The organism is Corynebacterium kefirresidentii (assembly GCF_016599755.1).
GTDB classification, from domain to species: domain Bacteria; phylum Actinomycetota; class Actinomycetes; order Mycobacteriales; family Mycobacteriaceae; genus Corynebacterium; species Corynebacterium kefirresidentii.
Genome location: NZ_CP067012.1, coordinates 1,369,249 through 1,389,707, shown reverse-complemented (window position 1 = coordinate 1,389,707; position 20,459 = coordinate 1,369,249). Strand labels below are relative to the sequence as shown.

The window sequence follows — 20,459 nt, the reverse complement described above, 5'->3', positions numbered from 1 at the left end:
AATTCTGGGCGTTAAAGCGGCCCTACTTCCGGGCACGGCGCTGCGGGCGTGGTGGGGTGACACCATCGGCCAGGCGGCGAGTCCAGATGAGGAAGGCGGTGTGCGCATTCATGCGGTGCTCTGGGCGGGTAGCTAGGCCTTCGACCTTCCATTCACGCACCAGCGATTCCCATGCCTTGGGCTCAGTGAAGCACTTGAGTTCACGAATGCCTTCCATGACCTTCATTAGCTGTGGCACCGTTGCCACGTAGGTCATAAACACGCCACCTGGGATGAGGAGATCGCGCACGGTCTCCAAGTGTTCCCATGGTTCGAGCATGTCGAGGATAACGCGGTCTACCGGCCCACCCAGGTCTGCAGCGGTAACGTCTGCCAGATCACCAAGGCGCGGCGACCACCACTCCGGCTGCTCGCCAAAATATTCCTTCACGTTATCCACCGCATACTCAAGGTGATCATCGCGCACCTCATAGGAATACACATGGCCTTCTGGGCCGACGGCACGCAGCAAAGACATGGATAGCGCACCGGAACCGGCACCGGCCTCGAGCACGCGCGCGCCCATGAAAATATCGCCCTCTACCAAGATCTGTGCCGCATCCTTGGGGTAAATCACCGCGGCACCGCGCGGCATGGACAGCACATGGTCCACCATCAGGTGGCGGAACAGCAGGAAGGAGGAGCCAAGGGTGGACTCAATAACCGAACCCTCATCCATACCCACGATGTCATCGTGGTTAATTATGCCCTTGTGGGAGTGGAACTGGCCTCCCTCTTCAAGGATGACCGTGTAGTGGCGCCGCTTGGCGTCAGTAAGCTGCACGCGGTCGCCATAGGCAAAGGGGCCGGAATAAGCCATGTCTCAAGACTCCTCGAGGTTGCGATTACTATCCCACCAAGTATGCCTCAAGCGCTTGTGCAAGCCATACTTGGTCCCGCTCGCCCACCATTTCACGCGCCGAGTGCATCGACAGCATGGGCACGCCCACATCCACGGTGTCGATGCCCAAACGGGTTGCGGTGATGGGACCGATGGTCGATCCGCACGGCACGTCATTATTGCCCACAAAGCGCTGCACCGGCACGCCAGCCTTGTCGCACGCTGCTTCCCACAACGCCACTGTGGTGGCATCGGAGGCATAGCGCTGGTTGCCGTTGATCTTGGTCACTGGGCCCTTGCCGATTATCGGGTGGTGCGTGGGATCGTGCTTGTCCACGTAATTGGGATGCACCGAATGTGCCGCATCGGCCGACACACAACTCGAGCGGGAAAACATCTGGAAGCGTTCCTCCTCGTTAGCTCCCAGTGCCCGGGCCGTTCGAGTAATGACGTCCGCCAGAATAGGCCCGCCCGCACCGTAGCGGGAGCTGGAACCTACCTCTTCGTGGTCAAAGGCCATCATGACCAAAATATCCTTGCCCTGATAGTCCTTGGCAGCATTCTTCATCGCCGCCAAGGAGGCATGTACAGAAGAAAGATTATCCATGCGCCCGGCTGCAATGAACTGCTCTCCTGCCCCAAAGACCTCACCTCGGGCGGCATCGGCCGTAATCAAGTTGAAGGATGCAATATCCTGCTTGCCGACGCCCGCCTTCTCCCCCACTACCTGCAAGATCGATGCCTCTGGGTCACCGACGCTTAAGACAGGCTGCATATTGTGCTGTCGGTCTGGTTTGAACTCATCCTTGCGGTACAGGTGGATGGCCAAAGACGGCAGGCGCAGGACAGGGCCAGTATTTACCACATGCCGCGTGCCGTCCTTAGTCACAATCTGGCCAGCGACGGTCAACTCTCGGTCAAACCAGGTATGCAGTAGCGCCCCGCCGTAGACCTCTACTGCTACTTGCTGCCAGTCCGCCGCCGAAAAGTCCGGCGTGGGTTTGAGCACCAGGCCCGGCGAGTCCGTATGTGACCCCACGATGCGAAAACCAGAATTCTTATCCGCCTCCTGTGGTACATACCAAGCCGCTACCGCGCCACCGCGCACCATCACGTGGCCACCTGGTGCGGCCGACCATTCCTCACTCTCATCCTGTAGATCAAATCCCACCTCGCGCAATTGGCGGGATACCTCCTCCGCAGCGTGATAAGAGGAAGGAGAAGCGGCGATGAAATTAAGGAATTCTTCGGTATAACTCATACCTCCTAGCTTGCCACGAAACGCCCGGCGATAGGCTAGATACACCATGGCTACTTCATCGACACCCCGCCCGCTTGCCCTGTCACCCTCGCGCGCTTCCGATTACAAGCAGTGCCCACTGCTCTATCGCTTCCGGGCCATTGACAAGCTGCCCGAACCCAAAACCATTGCACAGGTCAAAGGAACCCTAGTGCATGCCGTACTGGAAGAAATGCATAAGCTACCGCGCGCAGAGCGCACCTATCCTGCCGCAGTAAAGATGATTAAGCCCTCGTGGGCAGACATGACCGCAAAGGACGCGGAACTGCTCGAGCTCGTGCCAGAAGAAGACACCTATGACTTCTTCGTTTCCGCCAGAGAACTGCTCAAAGGCTATTTCCAGATGGAAAACCCACAGGGCTTTGATTGCCAAGAAACCGAGATGTACGTCAACACAGTTCTTCCCAATGGCGTTCCCGTTCGTGGCTTCATCGACCGAGTGGATCGCGCGCCGACGGGCGAGGTCCGCGTCGTTGACTATAAAACCGGCAAGAAACCACTGCCCCGCTATTCACAAGATGCCCAATTCCAAATGCGTTTCTACGCGCTAGTCTACTGGCGCATTCTAGGCACTATCCCCCACCAGTTGCGGCTTATGTACCTCAAGGTCTTGGACTCGATGTTTCTTAGCCCAAACCGAGAGGAGCTGGAGTACTTCGAGCGCGATCTCGGCGAGTTGTGGGCCAAAATTGAAGCCGATGGGCGCGCCGGGGATTTCCGCCCCAAGCCCTCCAAGCTATGTGGCTGGTGTGCCCACCAGGATCTCTGCCCCGAATTCGGCGGCACGCCGCCGCAGTATCCAGGGTGGCCTGGTTCCGCGGCGGATAACAAGGACTAGGTCCACGCGGCCTTAGAAAAGTCCGGAGATAGTGCCGTCCTTATCGACGTCTATGTTGTTGGCCGCTGGCTTCTTTGGCAACCCCGGCATCGTCATAACATTGCCGGTAAGCACAACGATAAAGCCTGAGCCGGTGCGCGGCAGCAATTCACGGACATGCAGCGTATGGCCTTCCGGCGCACCCAATTCAGATGCATCATCGCTGAAGGAATACTGAGTCTTGGAAATGACCACGGGTAGCTTGTCCCAGCCATTGTCCTGGATGTACTTCAGATCTTTAAGCGCCTTTGCTCCATACTCCACGCGGTCGGCGCGATAAATCTCGCGAGCAATGGTCTCGATGGAGGCTTCAATTCCTTGCTGCGGATCGTAGAGCTGCTTGGCACCGCCCTGCAGGTTCTCCAGCAAGGTCTCTGCCAGCTTAGTCGCACCTGCACCGCCCTCGGACCAGACGTTGGCTTCTTCCAAGGCCACTCCAAAGTCCTTGGCCCACTGCCGCATAAACTCGCGTTCCGCCTCCGTATCCGACCAAAAGAGGTTGAGCGCTACCACTGGCTTGATACCGAATTTGCGCAGATTTTCTACGTGGCGCTCAAGGTTGACAATGCCCGCCTTGAGCGCATCTAGGTTCTCTTCCGTTAGCTTATCTTTGGCTACTCCGCCGTTGTACTTTTGCGAACGAATGGTGGCAACAACAACCGCACCGGCAACATCCAGATCGCCAAAGCGTGCCTTGATATCGACGAACTTCTCCCCGCCCAAATCGGAGCCGAAGCCAGCTTCGCTCAGGACAATATCGCCGAATTGCAGAGCGGTTTGGGTTGCTAATAGGGAGTTGCAACCGTGGGCAATATTAGCGAATGGTCCTCCGTGTACCAAGGCTGGCACCCCGCCGAGGGTCTGTACGAGGTTCGGATTAAGGGCATCACGCATCAGTGCCGTGAGCGCGCCTTCTGCGTTCAAGTCACGCGCAGTAACTGGGCGTTGATCGTAGGTGAATCCGATGGTGATATCGCCAAGACGCTTCTTCAGGTCTTCAAGATTCGTGGCCAAGCACAAAATGGCCATGATTTCAGAAGCGGCAGTAATGGTGAAACCGGTTTCAGCGGGCACGCCGTGGGCTGGGCCGCCCAGTCCAGTGACCACGTTGCGCAAGGCACGGTCGTTGACGTCCATGCATCGCTGCCACGTTACTCGTCGTGGGTCGATACCCAACGCGTTTCCTTGATGTATGTGGTTATCAATGATGGCGGCCAAGGTATTGGTTGCGGAGGTAATCGCGTGAAAATCCCCGGTGAAGTGCAGATTGATGTCCTCCATGGGCACAATCTGTGCATAGCCGCCACCAGCCGCACCGCCCTTAATGCCCATCACTGGTCCTTGGGAGGGCTCTCGCAGGGCAACTATCGCTTTCTTGCCCAATTGGTCTAGGGCATCGGTCAAGCCGATGAGAACGGTGGATTTTCCCTCGCCGGCGGGGGTGGGTGATACGCCGGTGACGAGCACCAACTGGCCCCGGTTTTCCTTGGAATAGTCAACCTTGGTGATATCTACCTTGGCTTTGGTGGTGCCGTAGGGAATCACGGCGTCGGCAGGAATGCCCGCCTTTGCTGCTATCTCTGCAATCGGCTGCAATTGGTGGGCTTGGGCAATTTCAACATCGGATGGCTGAGTAGTCATGACCTAAGCCTAACGAGCGGTTGAGTTAAATAGGGCTCATTTAGGCAAGAAAGTGAAATGGATTAAGTTGCTCGCTGATGCAGCAACCAAAAAGGCGCCCCTGAAGGGCGCCTTGGGGATGTTTTTATCTTCCTCTAGTTATAGGAGGACGAAACCGAATGCATAGCCCAAGAGGACCGAGAGCACGATGCTGACCGTACCTGGGATCAGGAATGGGTGGTTGAATACGGCCTTGCCGATACGAGTCGAGCCGGTATCGTCCATCTCCACTGCTGCCAACAAGGTTGGGTAGGTCGGCAGGATAAACAGAGCGGACACCGCCGGGAAGGCAGCGACTGCGGTAATGGGGCTTACTCCCAGGGCAAGGGCTGCCGGCATAAGGGCCTTGGTCGTAGCGGCCTGCGAGTACAGCAACGCTGCAGCGAAGAATAGCACCACTGCGAGCAGCCACGGCGAAGATTCAATGACGCTGCCAGCCATAGACTGAATATCGTCCATGTAGTGGTTGATAAGGCTGGTGCCCAGCCAAGCCACGCCTAGCACACAAATACATGCGGACATACCGGACTTGAAGACCGGCGTATTCAAAACATCTCCAGCCGGGACCTTGGTCATCATAACGATGATGGTGGCAGCGGTGAGCATGACCGTCATAATGGCTTCATTACGTGGAAGGGTCGGGTCGGCGATAAGCCCGACCTGCTCCGAGGTCAGGGTGGCCCACGCCATCACGATGACGATGGCTACCAAGAACACGAGAACAGAAGCCTTGGCACCCTTCTGCGGAGAGTAGTTCCCTGCGCCCAGTGGTTCCTTGACCAGGCCTTGTGCCTTGCGCTCCAAGTAAACCGGATCGTCCTCAAGCTCTTTGCCAAACTTATTAGCTACCCAGGCAGCTGGGAAGATAGACAAGAACGTTGCTGGGATAACGACCGCCAGTACCTGCAAATAGCCCACCCCAGTCGGCTCTAGCAGGCTAGCGAGCAACACCACGGCTGCCGAAATAGGCGAAGCACAGATTGCCATCTGAGAGGCAACTACCGCGATGGATAGCGGGCGTGAAGGACGAACCTTACCTTCTTTGGCCACCTCGACGATAACCGGCAAAGTTGAAAACGCAGTGTGCCCGGTGCCGGCGAGAACCGTCATTAGCCACGTAACAATTGGCGCGTAGAACGTGATCCGCTTTGGGTTTTTGCGCAGGAACTTCTCCGCAATGTGCACCAAATAGTCCATACCGCCAGCTCGCTGCATTGCTGCGATAGCGGCGATGACGGTCATGATGATGCCAATGACATCAAAGGGGATGTCTTCCCTAGTAATGGGAACACCGGTGAGACCAAGTGCCAACACGCCTAGGCCGCCGGCCATACCGATGCCAATTGATCCGATTCTCGCACCCAAAACGATGGCGGCGAGAACGATGACTATATGAACAATAACCATGGACGTACTCCATACGCTCTCTATGCAAACTATGGGCACGCATCTCCATAGAGAGTGCATGCCGTCCTCAACATCTTCTATTTTGCACCCGCTGTGGTGATTTATTCATTCAAATTGCCTGTTTGTGTTGATTCCCACATAAAATAAGGATTCCGCTATAAAATGACCGGTATTCTAAGGCGCATTGTCCCTGTACAGAGGGATAAAAGATGAATGTGAATAGTGCTCCTTCACCATGCACAAACCCCCGCAGCCTCCGCCTTCTTTTACTTCCATGTGAAGTAAAAGTGGCGGCAACTGCGGGGGCCTACTGCGCGGGCACTTTGCCCTGCTGCTCCAAAAGCGCTGTGGGCTTAGTCTTCGTCGATGAAGAGCTGGCCTCGGAACTCTGGGTGCATGAGGTTTTCTACGGACAGAACCTTGTTCAAGGTTGCTTCATCCAGCAGGCCCTTCTCCAGGACGAGTTCCTTGACGCCCTTGCCGGTCTCCAAGGACTCCTTAGCGATCAAATCACCATTGTGGTGGCCGATGAACGGATTCAGGTAGGTGACGATACCAATGGAGTTTTCTACGTAGGCGCGGCACACATCCGCGTTGGCGGTGATGCCCGTGACGCACTTTTCGTGCAGTGCATCGACGGCGTTGCCCATGATACGAATGGACTGGAACAGTGCTTCGCCGATGACCGGCTCCATGACGTTTAGCTGCAGCTGGCCTGCCTCAGCGGCCATGGTGACGACGTGATCATTGCCGAAGATCTTGAAGCAGGTCTGGTTGACAACCTCCGGGATAACCGGGTTTACCTTACCCGGCATGATGGAGGAGCCAGCCTGGCGGGCTGGCAGATTAATCTCAGCCAGGCCAGCGCGAGGGCCGGAGGACAGCAGGCGCAGGTCATTACAAATCTTGGCGAGCTTCATCGCTGCGCGCTTGATGGTTGCGTGCAGCAGCACGTAAGCACCACAGTCAGAGGTTGCTTCAATGAGATCGCGTGCGGTCTTCATTTCCAAGCCCGTAACCTCAGACAAGGCTGCGGTGACCTGGTGGCGGTAGCCGGCAGGAGTATTAACGCCGGTGCCAATCGCGGTTGCGCCCAGGTTGATCTCCAGCAGTCGGCGCTGAGCATCACGCAGCAATGCTTGTTCCTCGTTCAGGTTATTGGCAAAGCCCTTGAACTCATCGCCCAAGGTCATCGGAACAGCGTCCTGAAGCTGGGTACGGCCCATCTTTAGGATGTCCTGGAATTCATTGCCCTTGTCCTGGAACGCGGCGCGCAGGCCATCCATGCGCTCAATGAGGTGGTCAACCGCTGCATGCAGACCCAGGCGGAAACCGGTCGGGTAAGCATCGTTGGTGGACTGGGACATGTTCACATCATCATTGGGGTTGATGATGTCATAAGAGCCCTTCTCCTCACCAAGGTATTCCAGAGCGAGGTTGGCAACGACCTCGTTGGTATTCATGTTCAGCGAGGTACCAGCACCACCCTGGAAAACGTCCAGTGGGAACTGGTCCATGCAGCGGCCCTCTTCCAGGATCTGGTCACAAGCCCAGATGATGGCTTCGGCCTTCTTCTTAGGCAACACGTGAAGGCGACGGTTTGCCATGGCAGCCGCCTTTTTGACCTGGACCATGCCGCGAATGAAGTGCGGGATGGTGTTGATGGTCACGTAAGAAATCTGGAAGTTTTCCATAGCGCGAACGGTGTGCACACCGTAGTAAGCGTCCGCTGGAACTTCCAAAGAGCCAAGAAGGTCGGTCTCGGTGCGAGTCTTCTTGCTGGAATTCTTAGGTGCCTTCTGTTCGGCCACCTTCTGCTGTGCAGCGTGAGTGGAAGTATCAGCTTCCTTCTTCTTCACGTCCTTTGCTGCAGACTTGGTGTCCTTTTCTTCTTTCTTAGAGGACTTTGCCATGATGGCTCGGCTCCTTTGCCTGTCGAGACTTATATTCGGATGAGTAACCTCAAGCGCTAATGTTAGCCACGACTGAATCTATTTGGGCCGACCCAGAAAATTCGCTCCCCCTAAAAGCGGGCGATGCGTAAATCAGAAGCCAAGATTGCCTCCGCACCGAGTTGGGAAAGTCGGTCCATGACTTGGTTGGCGTTTTTCTTGGGAACCATCGCGCGCACCGCCACCCAGCCCTCACGCGCTAAGGGCGAGACCGTAGGACCCGTCAACCCGGGAGTAGTACCAGTGGCCTCATCGAGATTAGATTGAGCGATGTTGTAATCGATCATCAAATAGGTGCGAGCGTGCAAAATTCCCTGCATGCGGTCGAGCACCACCTGCTCTTCTTCGCTAACGTCCACCCCTGTGCGCTTGATTACTACCGCCTCGGACTCAATGATCGGCTCGCCGAACGGCGCCAACCCTTGTTGGCGCAAGGTAGTACCAGTTGACACGACATCAGCAATGACATCGGCAACGCCTAACCGGATGGAGATCTCTACCGCTCCGTCTAGCCGAATAACATCGGCCTCAATTCCATGCTCGGCAAGGTTCGCACGGACAAGATTGGGGTAAGAGGTCGCGATCCGGCGACCATCCAGTTGAGAGATATCCCACTCCTCCCCCTGCGGGGCTGCATAGCGAAAAGTAGATCCTCCAAACCCTAATGGCAGAACCTCATCAAAGCTCGCCTTTGAGTCGAGAGCTAAATCGCGACCGGTAATACCCAGATCCAAAACACCGCGGGCGACATAGATGGCGATATCTTTGGGCCTTAAGAAGAAAAACTCAACCCCGTTATCCGCATCAACCACGTTGAGTGTTTTGGAATGTCCACGCCCCTTGTAGCCGGCCTCTGTAAGAATCTCCACGGCGGATTCTGACAATGAGCCTTTGTTCGGTACAGCAATCTTTATCATGTGGATCCTTCCGTCCCGTGGGGCGCTGTTTAAAGGTAGTTGTAGATGTCTTCTGGGGTAAGCCCCCGCTTGAGCATCATGACCTGAATCCAATAGAGCAGCTGAGACATTTCTTCTGCTAGCTCAGCATCAGACTGATACTCTGCGGCGATCCACACTTCCCCGGCTTCTTCGATGATCTTTTTGCCTATGTGATGCTCGCCTTTATCCAATGCGGCAACGGTGCCAGAACCAGCGGGGCGCTGGGCAGCTTTTTCGGATAATTCAGCAAAAAGGTTCTCAAAGTTCTTCACGGCTACCTATTGTTCCACAGGTAGTTAGGGAATGTAGTAAAACCCTGAAGTCCTACCGCTATTCCGAAATCTTGCTAAACCACTCATAGACCTCGGAGGCCCGGGCACCGGCGAGGTGCCGCGAGTTGCGGAGCTGGGAGACCTCGGTGACCTCCGGCGGAACCTCCACCTCGTCATCTTCGGGCAAGCCGATGACTACACAGCCAGCATCAACTGCGGCGCGCATTCCGTTGGCGGAATCTTCAAATACCAAGCAATCTGCGGGCTTAGCTCCGATGCGGCGGGCCGCTTCGCGGTACATATCCGGTGCAGGTTTCCCGGCAGGCACTTCATCCCCGCAAATAGTATCGACAAAGTACTGCCACCCCAACGCGCTAATGGCGGCATCGGCGACGTTGCGCTCGGTATTAGTCGTCACCATCATTGGCACGCGATCCGCCTTCAGCTCATGCAGCAACGCAGGAATGCCAGGGAAAATCTCCAGCTTGCGAGCGAAAAGACCTTTGACATAGTCAAACATCCGAGCGCGGTATCGATCGCTGTCACCGGGCCGCAGTGTCACCCCCGCATTATCTGCGCAAATCCCCAAGGTCGTCTCAAAAGTCGCCCCCACAGTGGCAAGGCGCTGGGTGGGAGTTAAACGCTTCCCCAGGAGCTCCGAGAGATAGAACGTTGCCTCCGCCCAAAGCGGCTCCGAATTGGTGAGCGTGCCATCCATGTCCCAGAAAATGGCGGCGGGCTTTGTCAGACCAGAAACGGCATCGGGGTGCTGCACGAGAATAAAACTAACTTTCTCTTTAAAAAGGCTGTGGGGTGAAACCGACCATGCGCTAAGGGCACAGAAGTAAGCGCCTGGCTGCGAATATGCCGCGGGCCGGCGCTCAAAAAGCGGGAGGACAAGAACTAAAAGTCTAGTTCTGGAATGTGCGATAGAGCTTCGTCATCTGCTCCAGTTGCCGCGCAGGCATTGTAGATAAGCTCAGATAGCTCTTCCTTCTCTTCCGGCTCGAGGACAGCGTCGTGCTGGGCACGATTAAAATCGGCCAACGCACGAACGGTCTTGGACAACACGGTTACCAGCTGCGGGCCATCTGGATCATCCGGAAGGGCATCCAGCCCATCGAGCATATTCTCAAGGTGACCGCGCAGCTCCGGAAGCACGCTGGCATCAAACGGAGCCTCCCAGAACTCCTTTTCCTCCTCTTTGAGGTAATCGCCGGTGGCAAAGGACTTCAGATCACTTATGAACTCATCTACGGTGGGCTGGAAATCGGCGCGAATGCTCATGCTGTAGATACTGCCCTATCTTGGCTAAACCTGCACGCCGAGGAGTGAATTTAGTGCAGTGCGAACCAAATCGCCCGCTCCTTCTTCGTCTGTGCCTCGCTCAGCCTGCGACCACTTATCCACAGCAGCCAGCGCCGCCGGGGTATCGAGGTCATTGGCGATCGCCGCGCGCAGCTTGGCGACGACCCCTTGTGCCCCCGCCATGCTTCCTGGCGTAGCCACTGCTTCCCGCCACGCGGACAGACGGTGCTTTGCCTCTTCGAGCACTTCATCCGACCAATCCCGCTCGTCGCGGTAATGCCCAGCGAAGACGCCGAGACGGATAGCGGACGGCTCCTCGCCTGCTCCTACTAACTTGTGGACGAAGACGAGGTTGCCCAAGGACTTAGACATCTTGACCCCGTCGAGGCCGATCATGCCTGTGTGTACATAAAACTTTGCCATGCGGTCCACACCCAGGGCCGCCTCGGCGTGGGCGGCGGAAAATTCGTGGTGAGGGAACTTCAGGTCGCTGCCGCCACCTTGAATATCAAAGGTCGAACCTAAACGATTGGTGGCAATAGCGGAGCATTCAATATGCCAGCCCGGACGGCCAGGACCAAAGGGCGACTCCCAAGCGGGCTCTCCCTCGCGGTGAGCGCGCCAGATGAGTGCATCAAGTGGGTTCTTCTTTCCTGGGCGGTCTGGATCGCCGCCACGCTCGGCAAAAAAGGTCTGCATCTCTGCCGCAGAATAATTGGACTCGTATCCAAATTGCGCAGTGGCCTCGATGGAGGCGTAGATGTCTGGGTGTTCGGGATCATCTACGACGTAGGCCGCACCAGCGTCAAGAAGCTTCTGGACCATCTCCACGATTTCATCAACGGCCTCCATGGCGCCGACATAATCTTGCGGCGGAAAGACGGAGAGCAACTCCATATCGGAGCGGAAAAGGTCAGTCTGAGACGTACCAAGCTCGCGCCAATCCACGCCATCGCGTTCGGCGCGCTCAAACAGTGGATCATCGACATCGGTGATGTTTTGTACGTAGTGGACCTTCTTTCCGGCGTCCAAAAAGGCGCGGTAGATAAGGTCAAACGTCAAGTATGTCGCGGCATGGCCCAGGTGGGTGGAGTCATAGGGCGTAATGCCACACACGTACATGGTGGCGGTATCCCCTGCGACCTCTACGGGAGCGATGGTTTGATTCGCGGAATCGTACAAGCGCAGCTGCGCCGCATCACCGGGCACAGGGCGGAAAGAAGGTATTGGCCAAGATTGCATAGCCACCATAGTAACGCGGTGCTTGTTAAAGCGGCTGTAGGACTCCCAATGCCAAGAGAAGCATTACCAGTACACCAACGGGTATGCGGTATGCGGCAAACCACGAGAAGGAGTGGTTACCTACAAACTTCAGCAACCATGCAATGGAGGCGTAACCCAAGGCAAAAGCGATGCCAGTGCCAACCAAAAGCTGCAGACCGGTAGCGGATTGGCCGGCTGCGGGGGAAAAGGCGTCGGGAAGCGAGAAAAGCCCCGAAGCTAGGACTGCTGGAATGGCAAGCAAAAAGCTAAAGCGCGTGGCCACCTCGCGGTCCAGCCCTAAGAACAGACCACCAGAGATGGTGCCGCCGGAGCGAGAAACACCTGGCATGAGCGCCAGGCACTGACACAGGCCCATCACGATGGCGTCTTTCATAGTCAACTGCTCAAAGCCACGCTCTTTTTTCCCCAACTTTTCTGCGGCGATAAATACAAAAGAGAAAACAATCAGCATGGCGGCGGTGATCCACAGGTTGCGCAGGGCTCCGCGGATTGCATCTTCGAAGGCGTAGCCGATGATTCCAATAGGAATAGAGCCAACGATAACCATCCAACCCATGCGCCAGTCCTGGCCACGAGAGGATTTATCGGTCCAGCCGCGGAACCAACCGGTAAGTATCTGCCAAATCATGGGAGCAAAATAAACCAGCACCGCTAGCTCGGTGCCAAGCTGAATGACTGCGGTAAAAGATGCGCCAGCATCCTTGCCCCAAAAAAGTTCGGAAACAATGCGCAGGTGACCAGAGGAACTAACCGGAAGGAACTCGGTCAGACCTTGCACGATGGACAAAACAATGACCTGTGCCCAAGAGACGGCGTCTGTTGCGGTATTTGAAATCACCCGCTTCACACTACAGCGGAACAAGGCTTCGGGTTTTTATAACGCGCGCTGTTAGGATTAGGAGTCGTGAAATCTCAATCCGGCTCCGCACTGATCTTTTCTAGTTTGCTGGCGCTTAGCGCCACCGCACTGGCCGCCTGCCAGCCCGATGTGGGCGTGGGCGCCGATCCGGAAACCGCGGTCAAGGGCAATGCCACCCCGGCGGCCTCCCCTGTCAAGGCGGACCCGGAGGGCACCGTCGTAGACCTTAAGGAAGACATCACAGACCTTGCTGCTGTCGATAACTCGCTTGCGGTGCGCACTAAGGACCAGCTCCTTATCGGCAGCCAGAAAGAGTTTGCGGGCCATAAGGCAACTGCTTTAGACATTTCTGCGGAGTGCGGTGATCTAAGTTCATCGTCGTCGGGCTTTGTACTGGCCTGCCCGGAAAAGGTCCTGCTCATCGATCCCTCCTCCCCGGATTCTCCCGCGGAGGTCCGTATGGAGGAGGAGACTCCTGTTACTGTTGCCACCCAGCTTTCCAGCGGCGAGATCTTTGCTACCTCAGCCGATTCCAGCACCGTTGGCATTTATAAAGACGGCAAACGCGAAGGTGACATCGAGGTCGAAGCCGGCTCGGACCAGCTACTAGCCGTGCCCAATTCCACGGGTGACGATGGAGTGGTACGCATTCACCGCGAGGATTCCACCATTCAAAACGTGGATTGGACTAATGATCGCGCGGGCGGTCGACTGCGCGTTGGCCAGGGTGTAGGAAGCATCGCGGTGGGCGACAATGGCGTTGTTCTTGCCTCCGATACTGAGGGCGGACGCTTGGCTATCTACACTTCCGATGATGTCGTTCGCCTGCACCAATACGGCAACGTCAATGGCACCCCATGGGGCGTAGCTTGGGACAAGGAGCACAACCTGGCGTGGGTCAGCGCCACGGATACGAACAAGGCTCATGCCTATGAGTTAAATAAAGGTGTTCCGGAACTGCGCGGAGATATCTCTACCGTGCCAGATGCACAAAACATTGCCGTACTTAACAATGGCACCTTCGTCGCCGCCTCTGCCACCGGCCACGGCCTCCAGTTCGTGGACACCCCGCACCTGAAGAAGGAGTCTTAACACCATGACCAGCACTATCGATCGACTGCGCGCGCAGGCCTACCAAGTGGCATTGCGTGGCATGTTTCAGCTTAGCCCGGAGCGCATCCACGGAATTATCAACACCGCACTGCGTGGACTCCAGGCGGTTGGTCCGGCCAACCGGGCCTTGGCAAAGGTGCTGCCGGTCAACGATCCGGTGCTCCGCCAAGAGGTCTTTGGCGTAGAGTTTCCCCGCCCACTGGGACTAGCCGCTGGGTTTGATAAGAATGCCGCCGCTGCTGATACCTGGTCCCCGATTGGCTTCGGCTTCGCGGAGTTGGGCACCGTCACCGCCCAAGCACAGCCGGGAAATCCTGCACCGCGACTTTTTCGCCTAAAGGCCGATAAGGCCATCTTGAACCGCATGGGGTTTAACAATGAAGGCGCAGCGGCCGCTGCAGAAAACCTCCGCAAGCGCCGCTACAGCGATGTTATTGGCATCAATATTGGCAAGACTAAAGTCACCCCTGCCGAGCACGCTGTGGAAGATTACCGCCGCTCTGCTTCCGTATTGGGCGACTTGGCTGACTTCCTTGTAGTCAACGTTTCCTCGCCGAATACCCCGGGCCTGCGCGACCTACAAGCAGTGGAGTCGCTGCGACCCATTCTTTCTGCCGTGCAAGAGTGCACCGCCGTTCCAGTGTTGGTCAAAATCGCTCCCGATCTTTCGGATTCCGACGTAGATGCAGTGGCAGACCTAGCCCTTGAACTCGGTCTCGACGGTATCGTAGCGACCAATACCACCATTTCCCGCGAGGGGCTCAAGACCCCTCCTGCCGAGGTAGCGGAAATGGGGGCCGGTGGCGTATCTGGTCCCCCGGTAGCCGAGCGCTCTCTGGAGGTGCTGCGCCGTCTCAATGAGCGTGTCGGCGGCCAGCTCACCCTCATCTCCGTCGGGGGCATCTCCACGCCGGAGCAGGCGTGGGAACGCATCACTTCCGGCGCTTCCTTGTTGCAGGGCTACACCGGCCTCATCTATGGCGGTCCAGATTGGATCCGCGATATCCACCGTGGCATTGCCGCCCAAATCCGCGCCCACGGCTTGCGCAATATTTCCCAAGCGGTTGGCTCTGGCCTGCCATGGAAACCCGTGGATTAATCCCTATAGAGACTCTTGGTTGAACAAGAAAGTCCGCCCCCACCTGCTCTACCCTAAGCAGCTGGGGGCGGACTTTCATTGATTAAACACGGTACTGGCTAGGCTTGCGCCATAGCGCTGCGCCTGAGAATAAGTGCGCACAGGACTGCGAAGCCGGCGTAGAACACCACCCAAAACTGCGCTTGGGTGAATAAAATCCCGCCGGGTAAGAAGCGGCTCGCCGCAATGACTACGATCGCAACCACTAATGCCACAACCTGGGCGCGGCTTCCCGCCTGGCTTCTACTCATGGTACTAAAGGCCCCGACGAGGAACGCGGCGGCAACAATAGCCACCTTCGAATACGTCCATGCGAAGTCGGCTCCCCAGCCATCCGAAAAGACAGAGATTAGCGCGAAGAGAGCCAGCACGAATGCGACCACCATGAAGGTGCCGCCGACCCGCAGGGTCGCCGAAGGGCTAGCCTGCGATGCACTAGAGCTACTTGCCGTTACTTTGCCTCGCACCAGCCCCACAAAATGGAACGGCCGAGCGCGTGGAAATGCAGGTTGAAACCGAGCACAGTCGGGGTTGCATCTGGGTCGATATCGAGCTTCTCCACGTCTACTGCATGGACTGCGTACAGATAGCGGTGAGGTGCGTGACCTGCAGGCGGGTTAGCGCCATAGTAGGTGCGCTCGCCCGAATCGTTGCGCAAGCTAATAACACCGTCAATGCCCAGGTCTTCTGCAGCACCAGCATTGGTAGGCAACTCGCTTACCTCAACGGGGATATTGAAGGCCGCCCAGTGCCAGAAACCAGAAGCGGTGGGAGCATCCGGGTCGAAACAGGTCACAGCCAGGGACTTAGTGCCTTCAGGCAAACCGGACCACGCAAGTTGAGGGGAAACGCTTTCCGGAGCGCGAAGCTTTTCTTGCAGCTCATCGCCTTCGACCACGTCGGTGGAAGAAAGAACAAAGGAAGGAACATCACGCAGCGGTGCGTAGGGATCTGGTCCAGGGAAGCGGGAGTCATCTGCATAAGAAGTCATAGACCCATTTGTACCCCACCTCACAAGGTGATGTCGATGTGGTGTAACCGCACGCCATGGTCGCACTACAGTCGTACCCCAGTACGACGCTTAGGCAGGATTACACCCATGTATTTCACCGCCCTTCACGCATGGACTTTTCGGCGCCCTACGCTGGCGATTTGTAAAGCACACCCCACGCAAGATACAGTATCGGAGTGCCCAGCCGAGAGGCTGACAAACACCCTGCCCGGGTGGCGGAATGGCAGACGCGCTAGCTTGAGGTGCTAGTGTCCTATTAACGGACGTGGGGGTTCAAGTCCCCCCTCGGGCACAGACTTCCGGCGGCTACCACGAGGTAGCCGCCGGATTTTTCTATCCTGCACTCCCTCAAGGACTACGATTTCCCCATGACCACATTTCTGAGTTGGGTGCGCAATTTCGGCCACTTCCTGCTTTCGCTCGCTCGGTCCGCTTGGCGCTCAATCCAGCGGTGGACCGTGCAGCGGTGGATAGCCGTTCTCGCTGCAGTAATCGCCCTCCTCGCCGTGCTTTATTTCTACGATCTGCCGGATGTGGCTCACCTGCGTGATGCCTCCACCCGATTTGGCGCATGGTCCCCTTTCATCTTCACCCTAGGTTATGTCATATTTACCCAGTTTCCCTTTCCTCGAACGTTCTGGACGGTAGCCGCAGGACTCTTATTTGGCCCGTGGAAGGGACTCGCGCTTTCCCTGTGCGCCTTGACGGTATCAGCGGCTTTGTCCTTTCTTATCGTCCGCAAGCTCCTCGGAGCCTGGATCCGCCCGCACCTGACCCATCCCGCAGTGTTCACAATCAACGCGCATCTCGAGCGGCGCGGGTGGCTGGCCATCGCTTCCCTCCGGATGGTAGCCGGCGTCCCGTTTAGCCTCCTGAACTACGTTGCTGCCCTTACTCCGGTAAAGCTCAGCCACTTCACCTTGGCCACCCTTGTCGGTTCTATTCCTACTACGGCTTTGGGCGTGTTCTTCGGCGATACCCTCACCGGACATACCTCTCCCGGCATCGTCCTCGCTATGGTGGTTTTCGCTGCGATTGGAGCGAGCGGGCTTTATATGGATTCGCGGCTTCCCACTCGCCCTTAAGTCAAGTTCGAGCGGTAGACTATTTCGCATTAGGTTCTTAGAGGGAGGTTTTCCATGCTTGCTGTCCACGCCCGCTACCGTGGCCGTTCCGTGCGTCGTGCAGAGTTGGTCCAGCGTTCTGCGTCGGCCCTATCAACTCTTTCTGGCGTTGGAGAGTTCCATGTGCTTGGCGTGGAAGATATTTGCGCCGTAGTTGATTCAGCAACGGCCGTCTGCGACGTCGTCATGGCCTTGCTTGCCGACGGCGACTGGGCCATCGGCATCGGTATAAGCCCCGGCAACCAAGAAGATGAGGAGGGGGCACGCCAAATAGCTACCGCCGCGTTGCGGAAGTCCGCCCGTATGGGCCAGGTCTACGCCAAGATCAACAAGCGTGGCCGCGCTTCCGAGGCAAGCGATATCGCGGCCACCTTTGCCCTGCTGGGATATGTTTTGCACAAGCGCACTATCGAGGGGCGCGAGGCTACCTCACTCGTGCGTGCTGGGCTGAACCAAAATGAGGCCGCCGAAGAGCTAGGGATTTCTAAACAAGCCATGTCGCAGCGCCTCCAGGCGGCCGGCTGGAGCGCGGAGTTGGCTGGATGGCAGTTGGCCGTCAACCTGATTGAACGCGCGAATCTTACCCAGCCTTAGAGCAAATCAGACTTGCTCAGTTCGGGCGTCGTAACGAAGTCCACGAGCCGCTCCACCGCGCCAATCAGACTGGAATCTAAGTCACGGAAAGAATGCACGGCGTTATACACATGACGCCAACCGTCCTTAGGGTCGCTCCACCCCACGCGCCTGCACATTCCGGTCTTCCAGTCCTCGCCATAAGGTACTTCTGGCCATGCACGCAATCCCACGCGCTGCGGCTTCACCGCTGCCCAAATATCGATGAATGGATGACCAGTGACTAGGACATGCTCTCCCACGGTTTCCGTTAACCGGGTTTCCTTGGAACCTTGAACGAGGTGGTCAGCCAACACACCTACCCTGCGGCCGGGTCCGGGCTGAAATTCCGCCAAGCGGTCTTCCAAATTGTCCAGGCCTTCAAGGTATTCCACCACTACGCCTTCCACGCGTAGGTCGTGGCCCCACACCTTTTCCACAATAGCGGCGTCGTGGACACCTTCCACCCAAATGCGCGAGGGCGCGGCGACCTTAGCCTCCACGTTTTCTACGCGGCGGGAACCGGAGTTGGACTTGCGGGGTGCCTGCTTTTCGACGTACCGGGTAAGCGTAACCGGCTTACCCTCCACTAGGAACCCGCCTTTGACCAAATTAAAAACGCGTTCCACACCGTGGCGATCCTCAAGGCGAACTACCTCACCGAAAACGGTCTTATCCACCCCCATGACAGCACCCACAAATTCGTCACCACGTACTTCCACTACCATTCCGGGCTCAGCTGGCACCTCAGGATATTGACGCGGCTTCGACCGCGAGTGGCCAGCAAATATGTCTCCGCCATAAGGATCAAAACTCATGGCCCGTTAGTCTATCTATTAGACTGGCTCGTCATGGATATGCGCGCCGAAGTATGGTCACCTTTACAAAACACCGCTGTCTGGCTGGGCTCGTGGCTGTGGGGACACGAAACCACCGATGATTTGCTAGATGCTCTTAAAGAACTGGGCGGGCGTCCGGAGAGTGTGGATGAAGCACCGTTCGTCGATGTGCTAGCGATGCTGCGCGCAGAGACCGCTGAACTTACCGCGAAGCGCGGTGAGCGCGCGGAACCCGTTGTACGCCTCGCGCTTTCCGGGCCGGGAGAGCCCCCTGCCCTACCCGCAGGATCGGAGTCCTATCACGCAGCTATCCAAAGTTCCGCCGGAGCAATCATAGTTCGCACCAATAATCCCACGCGCAACTTAGTCCTCATACCTCATATCCACCACAGCCACACCGCGTGGCAGGTGATCGTCGAAAAGCAACAGCTCCCCGCCCCCGCCTGGCTGAGCCCTGGGGAAGCCGACGCACTGCTTGCTCAAGCAACCAATGAATCCGCTGACCTTATCGCCGCAACTGGGTATAGCACTGAAGCGCTGCCCAACCCCCGCCTCACCGTGGGAACTTTAAGCGACTTTTATGACACCCCCGGCCTTCCCCAATCAACGCCGGCCCGAGCAGCCAAACTCTTCACCCGCGCCGACCGAGTGGCCGCGATCATCGAAACGGTTACCGACCGCATCAACGATCACAGCCTTGACCCGCAGTTACTCCGCTTGTGGCGCCACATCCGGCAGGCCCGCATGACGGGCGTTGCCTATGCACTCGGGGAGTTCGCGCGTTAAAGAGACCAAATATCGCAACATCCCGCGGCACACGGCGCACCATTGAGCGTGCACCCTTGCACGGTCACCTGCCCGCTGGTTTCCTTCTCGCGGCCATGCTCCAGCTCTTCTATAAGGTCAACCACCATTTCTGCAAACCGAGGGGTCGGGCCTGCAGTACGGGTACGCACGACCCTGACCCCCATATCCTCGGCCGCCTTCTGCAGCTCGGAATCGAGATCCCAAATAACCTCCATATGGTCGGAGATGAAACCAATTGGGCAAACCACAACCGTGTCGACGCCTTCGTTGTGGTGAATCTCAGTGGTGTGATCAACAATGTCGGGCTCTAGCCACGGAGTGCGTGGATTGCCTGAGCGTGACTGCCATACAAGGTCATAATCGGAAATACCGGCCTGCAACGCCACCAACCGCGCCGCCTCGGCCACCTGGCGGGAGTAGAGGTTTTTATCGCCTTCCGCGCCGCCAACGTTATCGTGCGCAACCGGGACAGAATGCGCGGTGAACAAAAGCCGGGTAGTCCGCTTCTTATCAGCTGAAACTTGTTCCCAGACCTCCGTTACGGCAGTGGCCATTTCGGCCACAAATTTCGGATGATCAAAGAATTGACGAATCTTCGTAAATTCAATCTCCGGCAGGCCTTGCTGCGCGAGATGTTCGCGCATGCGCTGAATATCTTCGTCATATTGCCGGCACGCGGAGTACCCACCCCATGCGGAGGTGGCAAACACAGCTACTTTACGGATACCGTCCCGAGACATCTGTTCTGCGGTCTCGTTGGCAAAGGGATGCCAATTCCGGTTGCCGAAATAAACCGGTAGATTATGTCCGCGTTTTTTCAGCTCACCTTGGACATGTTCGATAATTTCACGGTTGAGCGCATTGAGCGGACTTACGCCTCCGAAGTGATAATAGTGCTCACCCACTACTTCAAGCCGTTCGCGAGGAATGCCTCGACCACGGGTAACGTTCTCCAAAAACGGAACGACCTCCTCGTTTCCTTCCGGGCCACCGAAAGAAAGGACGAGGAGGGCGTCGAAGTTTTGGGCATTCTGTTGTGCGTCAGTCATGCCCTAAA

21 protein-coding genes and 1 tRNA gene are annotated in these 20,459 nt (G+C 57.0%); 7 read left to right on the top strand and 15 right to left on the bottom strand.

Translation table 11 applies throughout. The annotated features are described in order from the left end of the window. Window positions 1-22: 22 nt before the first annotated feature. Window positions 23-859 (bottom strand): tRNA (adenine-N1)-methyltransferase, encoded by an 837-nt coding sequence (locus I6I12_RS06705; protein ID WP_023021551.1) that lies wholly within the window; start codon window positions 857-859, stop codon window positions 23-25. A 28-nt stretch (window positions 860-887) separates the two neighbouring features. Then, window positions 888-2,141 carry a M18 family aminopeptidase gene (locus tag I6I12_RS06700; protein WP_049378143.1) on the bottom strand — a complete coding sequence of 418 codons (1,254 nt, stop codon included), beginning with the start codon at window positions 2,139-2,141 and terminating at the stop codon, window positions 888-890. A 46-nt stretch (window positions 2,142-2,187) separates the two neighbouring features. On the opposite strand from I6I12_RS06700, the gene I6I12_RS06695 reads away from it, so the two are divergent. Continuing rightward, complete coding sequence (locus I6I12_RS06695; protein WP_049378144.1) at window positions 2,188-3,018, top strand: RecB family exonuclease; 831 nt, start codon at window positions 2,188-2,190, stop codon at window positions 3,016-3,018. Between the two features lie 12 nt (window positions 3,019-3,030). On the opposite strand, the gene I6I12_RS06690 is transcribed toward I6I12_RS06695, so the two are convergent. The 9 genes from I6I12_RS06690 to I6I12_RS06650 all read right to left on the bottom strand — a co-directional run bounded on the left by I6I12_RS06690 (window position 3,031) and on the right by I6I12_RS06650 (window position 12,736). Beyond that, window positions 3,031-4,698 (bottom strand): formate--tetrahydrofolate ligase, encoded by a 1,668-nt coding sequence (locus I6I12_RS06690; protein ID WP_049378145.1) that lies wholly within the window; start codon window positions 4,696-4,698, stop codon window positions 3,031-3,033. 138 nt (window positions 4,699-4,836) lie between these two features. Then, window positions 4,837-6,144 carry an anaerobic C4-dicarboxylate transporter gene (locus I6I12_RS06685; RefSeq protein WP_049378146.1) on the bottom strand — a complete coding sequence of 436 codons (1,308 nt, stop codon included), beginning with the start codon at window positions 6,142-6,144 and terminating at the stop codon, window positions 4,837-4,839. Window positions 6,145-6,497: 353 nt separating this feature from the next. After that, window positions 6,498-8,057, bottom strand: a complete 1,560-nt coding sequence (gene aspA / locus I6I12_RS06680; RefSeq protein WP_023027852.1) for an aspartate ammonia-lyase — start codon at window positions 8,055-8,057, stop codon at window positions 6,498-6,500. A 110-nt stretch (window positions 8,058-8,167) separates the two neighbouring features. Further along, a complete protein-coding gene (gene hisG / locus I6I12_RS06675; protein WP_049378147.1) occupies window positions 8,168-9,013 on the bottom strand; it encodes an ATP phosphoribosyltransferase in 846 nt (281 codons plus the stop codon). 29 nt (window positions 9,014-9,042) lie between these two features. Further along, the gene (locus I6I12_RS06670) at window positions 9,043-9,306 is read right to left on the bottom strand and encodes a phosphoribosyl-ATP diphosphatase (RefSeq protein ID WP_023021544.1); all 264 of its coding nucleotides are present in this window, start codon (window positions 9,304-9,306) and stop codon (window positions 9,043-9,045) included. A gap of 58 nt (window positions 9,307-9,364) precedes the next feature. Further along, window positions 9,365-10,024: an HAD family hydrolase gene (locus tag I6I12_RS06665; RefSeq protein WP_049378279.1), complete on the bottom strand. Its 660-nt coding sequence runs from the start codon at window positions 10,022-10,024 to the stop codon at window positions 9,365-9,367. A 185-nt stretch (window positions 10,025-10,209) separates the two neighbouring features. Beyond that, entirely contained in the window at window positions 10,210-10,593 is a 384-nt protein-coding gene (locus I6I12_RS06660) for a hypothetical protein (RefSeq protein ID WP_023021542.1), read from the bottom strand. A gap of 24 nt (window positions 10,594-10,617) precedes the next feature. After that, window positions 10,618-11,856, bottom strand: a complete 1,239-nt coding sequence (gene mshC, locus I6I12_RS06655) for a cysteine--1-D-myo-inosityl 2-amino-2-deoxy-alpha-D-glucopyranoside ligase (RefSeq protein ID WP_034655822.1) — start codon at window positions 11,854-11,856, stop codon at window positions 10,618-10,620. A 25-nt stretch (window positions 11,857-11,881) separates the two neighbouring features. Then, window positions 11,882-12,736, bottom strand: coding sequence for an undecaprenyl-diphosphate phosphatase (locus tag I6I12_RS06650; protein ID WP_049378148.1), 855 nt, complete (start codon window positions 12,734-12,736; stop codon window positions 11,882-11,884). Window positions 12,737-12,802: 66 nt separating this feature from the next. Between I6I12_RS06650 and I6I12_RS06645 the strand changes: the two genes are divergently transcribed. Together I6I12_RS06645 and I6I12_RS06640 are read left to right on the top strand one after the other, a co-directional pair. Then, window positions 12,803-13,849 carry a YncE family protein gene (locus tag I6I12_RS06645; protein ID WP_049378149.1) on the top strand — a complete coding sequence of 349 codons (1,047 nt, stop codon included), beginning with the start codon at window positions 12,803-12,805 and terminating at the stop codon, window positions 13,847-13,849. Between the two features lie 4 nt (window positions 13,850-13,853). After that, window positions 13,854-14,969 (top strand): quinone-dependent dihydroorotate dehydrogenase, encoded by a 1,116-nt coding sequence (locus tag I6I12_RS06640; RefSeq protein ID WP_049378150.1) that lies wholly within the window; start codon window positions 13,854-13,856, stop codon window positions 14,967-14,969. A 98-nt stretch (window positions 14,970-15,067) separates the two neighbouring features. On the opposite strand, the gene I6I12_RS06635 is transcribed toward I6I12_RS06640, so the two are convergent. Then, window positions 15,068-15,394, bottom strand: coding sequence for a hypothetical protein (locus I6I12_RS06635; RefSeq protein WP_023021537.1), 327 nt, complete (start codon window positions 15,392-15,394; stop codon window positions 15,068-15,070). Between the two features lie 65 nt (window positions 15,395-15,459). Beyond that, window positions 15,460-15,999 carry a YbhB/YbcL family Raf kinase inhibitor-like protein gene (locus I6I12_RS06630; protein ID WP_200287495.1) on the bottom strand — a complete coding sequence of 180 codons (540 nt, stop codon included), beginning with the start codon at window positions 15,997-15,999 and terminating at the stop codon, window positions 15,460-15,462. A 227-nt stretch (window positions 16,000-16,226) separates the two neighbouring features. Here I6I12_RS06630 and I6I12_RS06625 point away from each other — a divergent pair. From I6I12_RS06625 to I6I12_RS06615, 3 genes are all read left to right on the top strand, one after another. Continuing rightward, window positions 16,227-16,312 (top strand) — tRNA-Leu (locus I6I12_RS06625). A gap of 76 nt (window positions 16,313-16,388) precedes the next feature. Further along, window positions 16,389-17,105, top strand: coding sequence for a TVP38/TMEM64 family protein (locus I6I12_RS06620; RefSeq protein ID WP_023027855.1), 717 nt, complete (start codon window positions 16,389-16,391; stop codon window positions 17,103-17,105). 54 nt (window positions 17,106-17,159) lie between these two features. Further along, window positions 17,160-17,738: a hypothetical protein gene (locus I6I12_RS06615; RefSeq protein ID WP_023021534.1), complete on the top strand. Its 579-nt coding sequence runs from the start codon at window positions 17,160-17,162 to the stop codon at window positions 17,736-17,738. Here I6I12_RS06615 and I6I12_RS06610 read toward each other — a convergent pair. Continuing rightward, complete coding sequence (locus I6I12_RS06610) at window positions 17,735-18,574, bottom strand: DUF3097 domain-containing protein (protein WP_034655356.1); 840 nt, start codon at window positions 18,572-18,574, stop codon at window positions 17,735-17,737. The two genes, I6I12_RS06615 and I6I12_RS06610, sit on opposite strands and share 4 nt — an antisense overlap. Before the next feature lie 33 nt (window positions 18,575-18,607). Between I6I12_RS06610 and I6I12_RS06605 the strand changes: the two genes are divergently transcribed. After that, complete coding sequence (locus I6I12_RS06605) at window positions 18,608-19,381, top strand: Rv1486c family protein (RefSeq protein WP_049378154.1); 774 nt, start codon at window positions 18,608-18,610, stop codon at window positions 19,379-19,381. Here the strand turns inward: I6I12_RS06605 and I6I12_RS06600 are convergent. Next, window positions 19,378-20,451, bottom strand: a complete 1,074-nt coding sequence (locus tag I6I12_RS06600; protein ID WP_023021531.1) for a ferrochelatase — start codon at window positions 20,449-20,451, stop codon at window positions 19,378-19,380. The genes I6I12_RS06605 and I6I12_RS06600 overlap by 4 nt on opposite strands. Window positions 20,452-20,459 lie beyond the last annotated feature (8 nt).

Bases quoted from the DNA above. Each gene is read 5' to 3' on its own strand.
- I6I12_RS06705 (WP_023021551.1), bottom strand. From the start codon at position 859: ATGGCTTATTCCGGCCCCTTTGCCTATGGCGACCGCGTGCAGCTTACT.
- I6I12_RS06700 (WP_049378143.1), bottom strand. From the start codon at position 2,141: ATGAGTTATACCGAAGAATTCCTTAATTTCATCGCCGCTTCTCCTTCC.
- I6I12_RS06695 (WP_049378144.1), top strand. From the start codon at position 2,188: ATGGCTACTTCATCGACACCCCGCCCGCTTGCCCTGTCACCCTCGCGC.
- I6I12_RS06690 (WP_049378145.1), bottom strand. From the start codon at position 4,698: ATGACTACTCAGCCATCCGATGTTGAAATTGCCCAAGCCCACCAATTG.
- I6I12_RS06685 (WP_049378146.1), bottom strand. From the start codon at position 6,144: ATGGTTATTGTTCATATAGTCATCGTTCTCGCCGCCATCGTTTTGGGT.
- aspA (WP_023027852.1), bottom strand. From the start codon at position 8,057: ATGGCAAAGTCCTCTAAGAAAGAAGAAAAGGACACCAAGTCTGCAGCA.
- hisG (WP_049378147.1), bottom strand. From the start codon at position 9,013: ATGATAAAGATTGCTGTACCGAACAAAGGCTCATTGTCAGAATCCGCC.
- I6I12_RS06665 (WP_049378279.1), bottom strand. From the start codon at position 10,024: ATGGATGGCACGCTCACCAATTCGGAGCCGCTTTGGGCGGAGGCAACG.
- I6I12_RS06660 (WP_023021542.1), bottom strand. From the start codon at position 10,593: ATGAGCATTCGCGCCGATTTCCAGCCCACCGTAGATGAGTTCATAAGT.
- mshC (WP_034655822.1), bottom strand. From the start codon at position 11,856: ATGCAATCTTGGCCAATACCTTCTTTCCGCCCTGTGCCCGGTGATGCG.
- I6I12_RS06640 (WP_049378150.1), top strand. From the start codon at position 13,854: ATGACCAGCACTATCGATCGACTGCGCGCGCAGGCCTACCAAGTGGCA.
- I6I12_RS06635 (WP_023021537.1), bottom strand. From the start codon at position 15,394: ATGGTGGTCGCATTCGTGCTGGCTCTCTTCGCGCTAATCTCTGTCTTT.
- I6I12_RS06630 (WP_200287495.1), bottom strand. From the start codon at position 15,999: ATGACTTCTTATGCAGATGACTCCCGCTTCCCTGGACCAGATCCCTAC.
- I6I12_RS06620 (WP_023027855.1), top strand. From the start codon at position 16,389: ATGACCACATTTCTGAGTTGGGTGCGCAATTTCGGCCACTTCCTGCTT.
- I6I12_RS06615 (WP_023021534.1), top strand. From the start codon at position 17,160: ATGCTTGCTGTCCACGCCCGCTACCGTGGCCGTTCCGTGCGTCGTGCA.
- I6I12_RS06610 (WP_034655356.1), bottom strand. From the start codon at position 18,574: ATGAGTTTTGATCCTTATGGCGGAGACATATTTGCTGGCCACTCGCGG.
- I6I12_RS06605 (WP_049378154.1), top strand. From the start codon at position 18,608: ATGGATATGCGCGCCGAAGTATGGTCACCTTTACAAAACACCGCTGTC.
- I6I12_RS06600 (WP_023021531.1), bottom strand. From the start codon at position 20,451: ATGACTGACGCACAACAGAATGCCCAAAACTTCGACGCCCTCCTCGTC.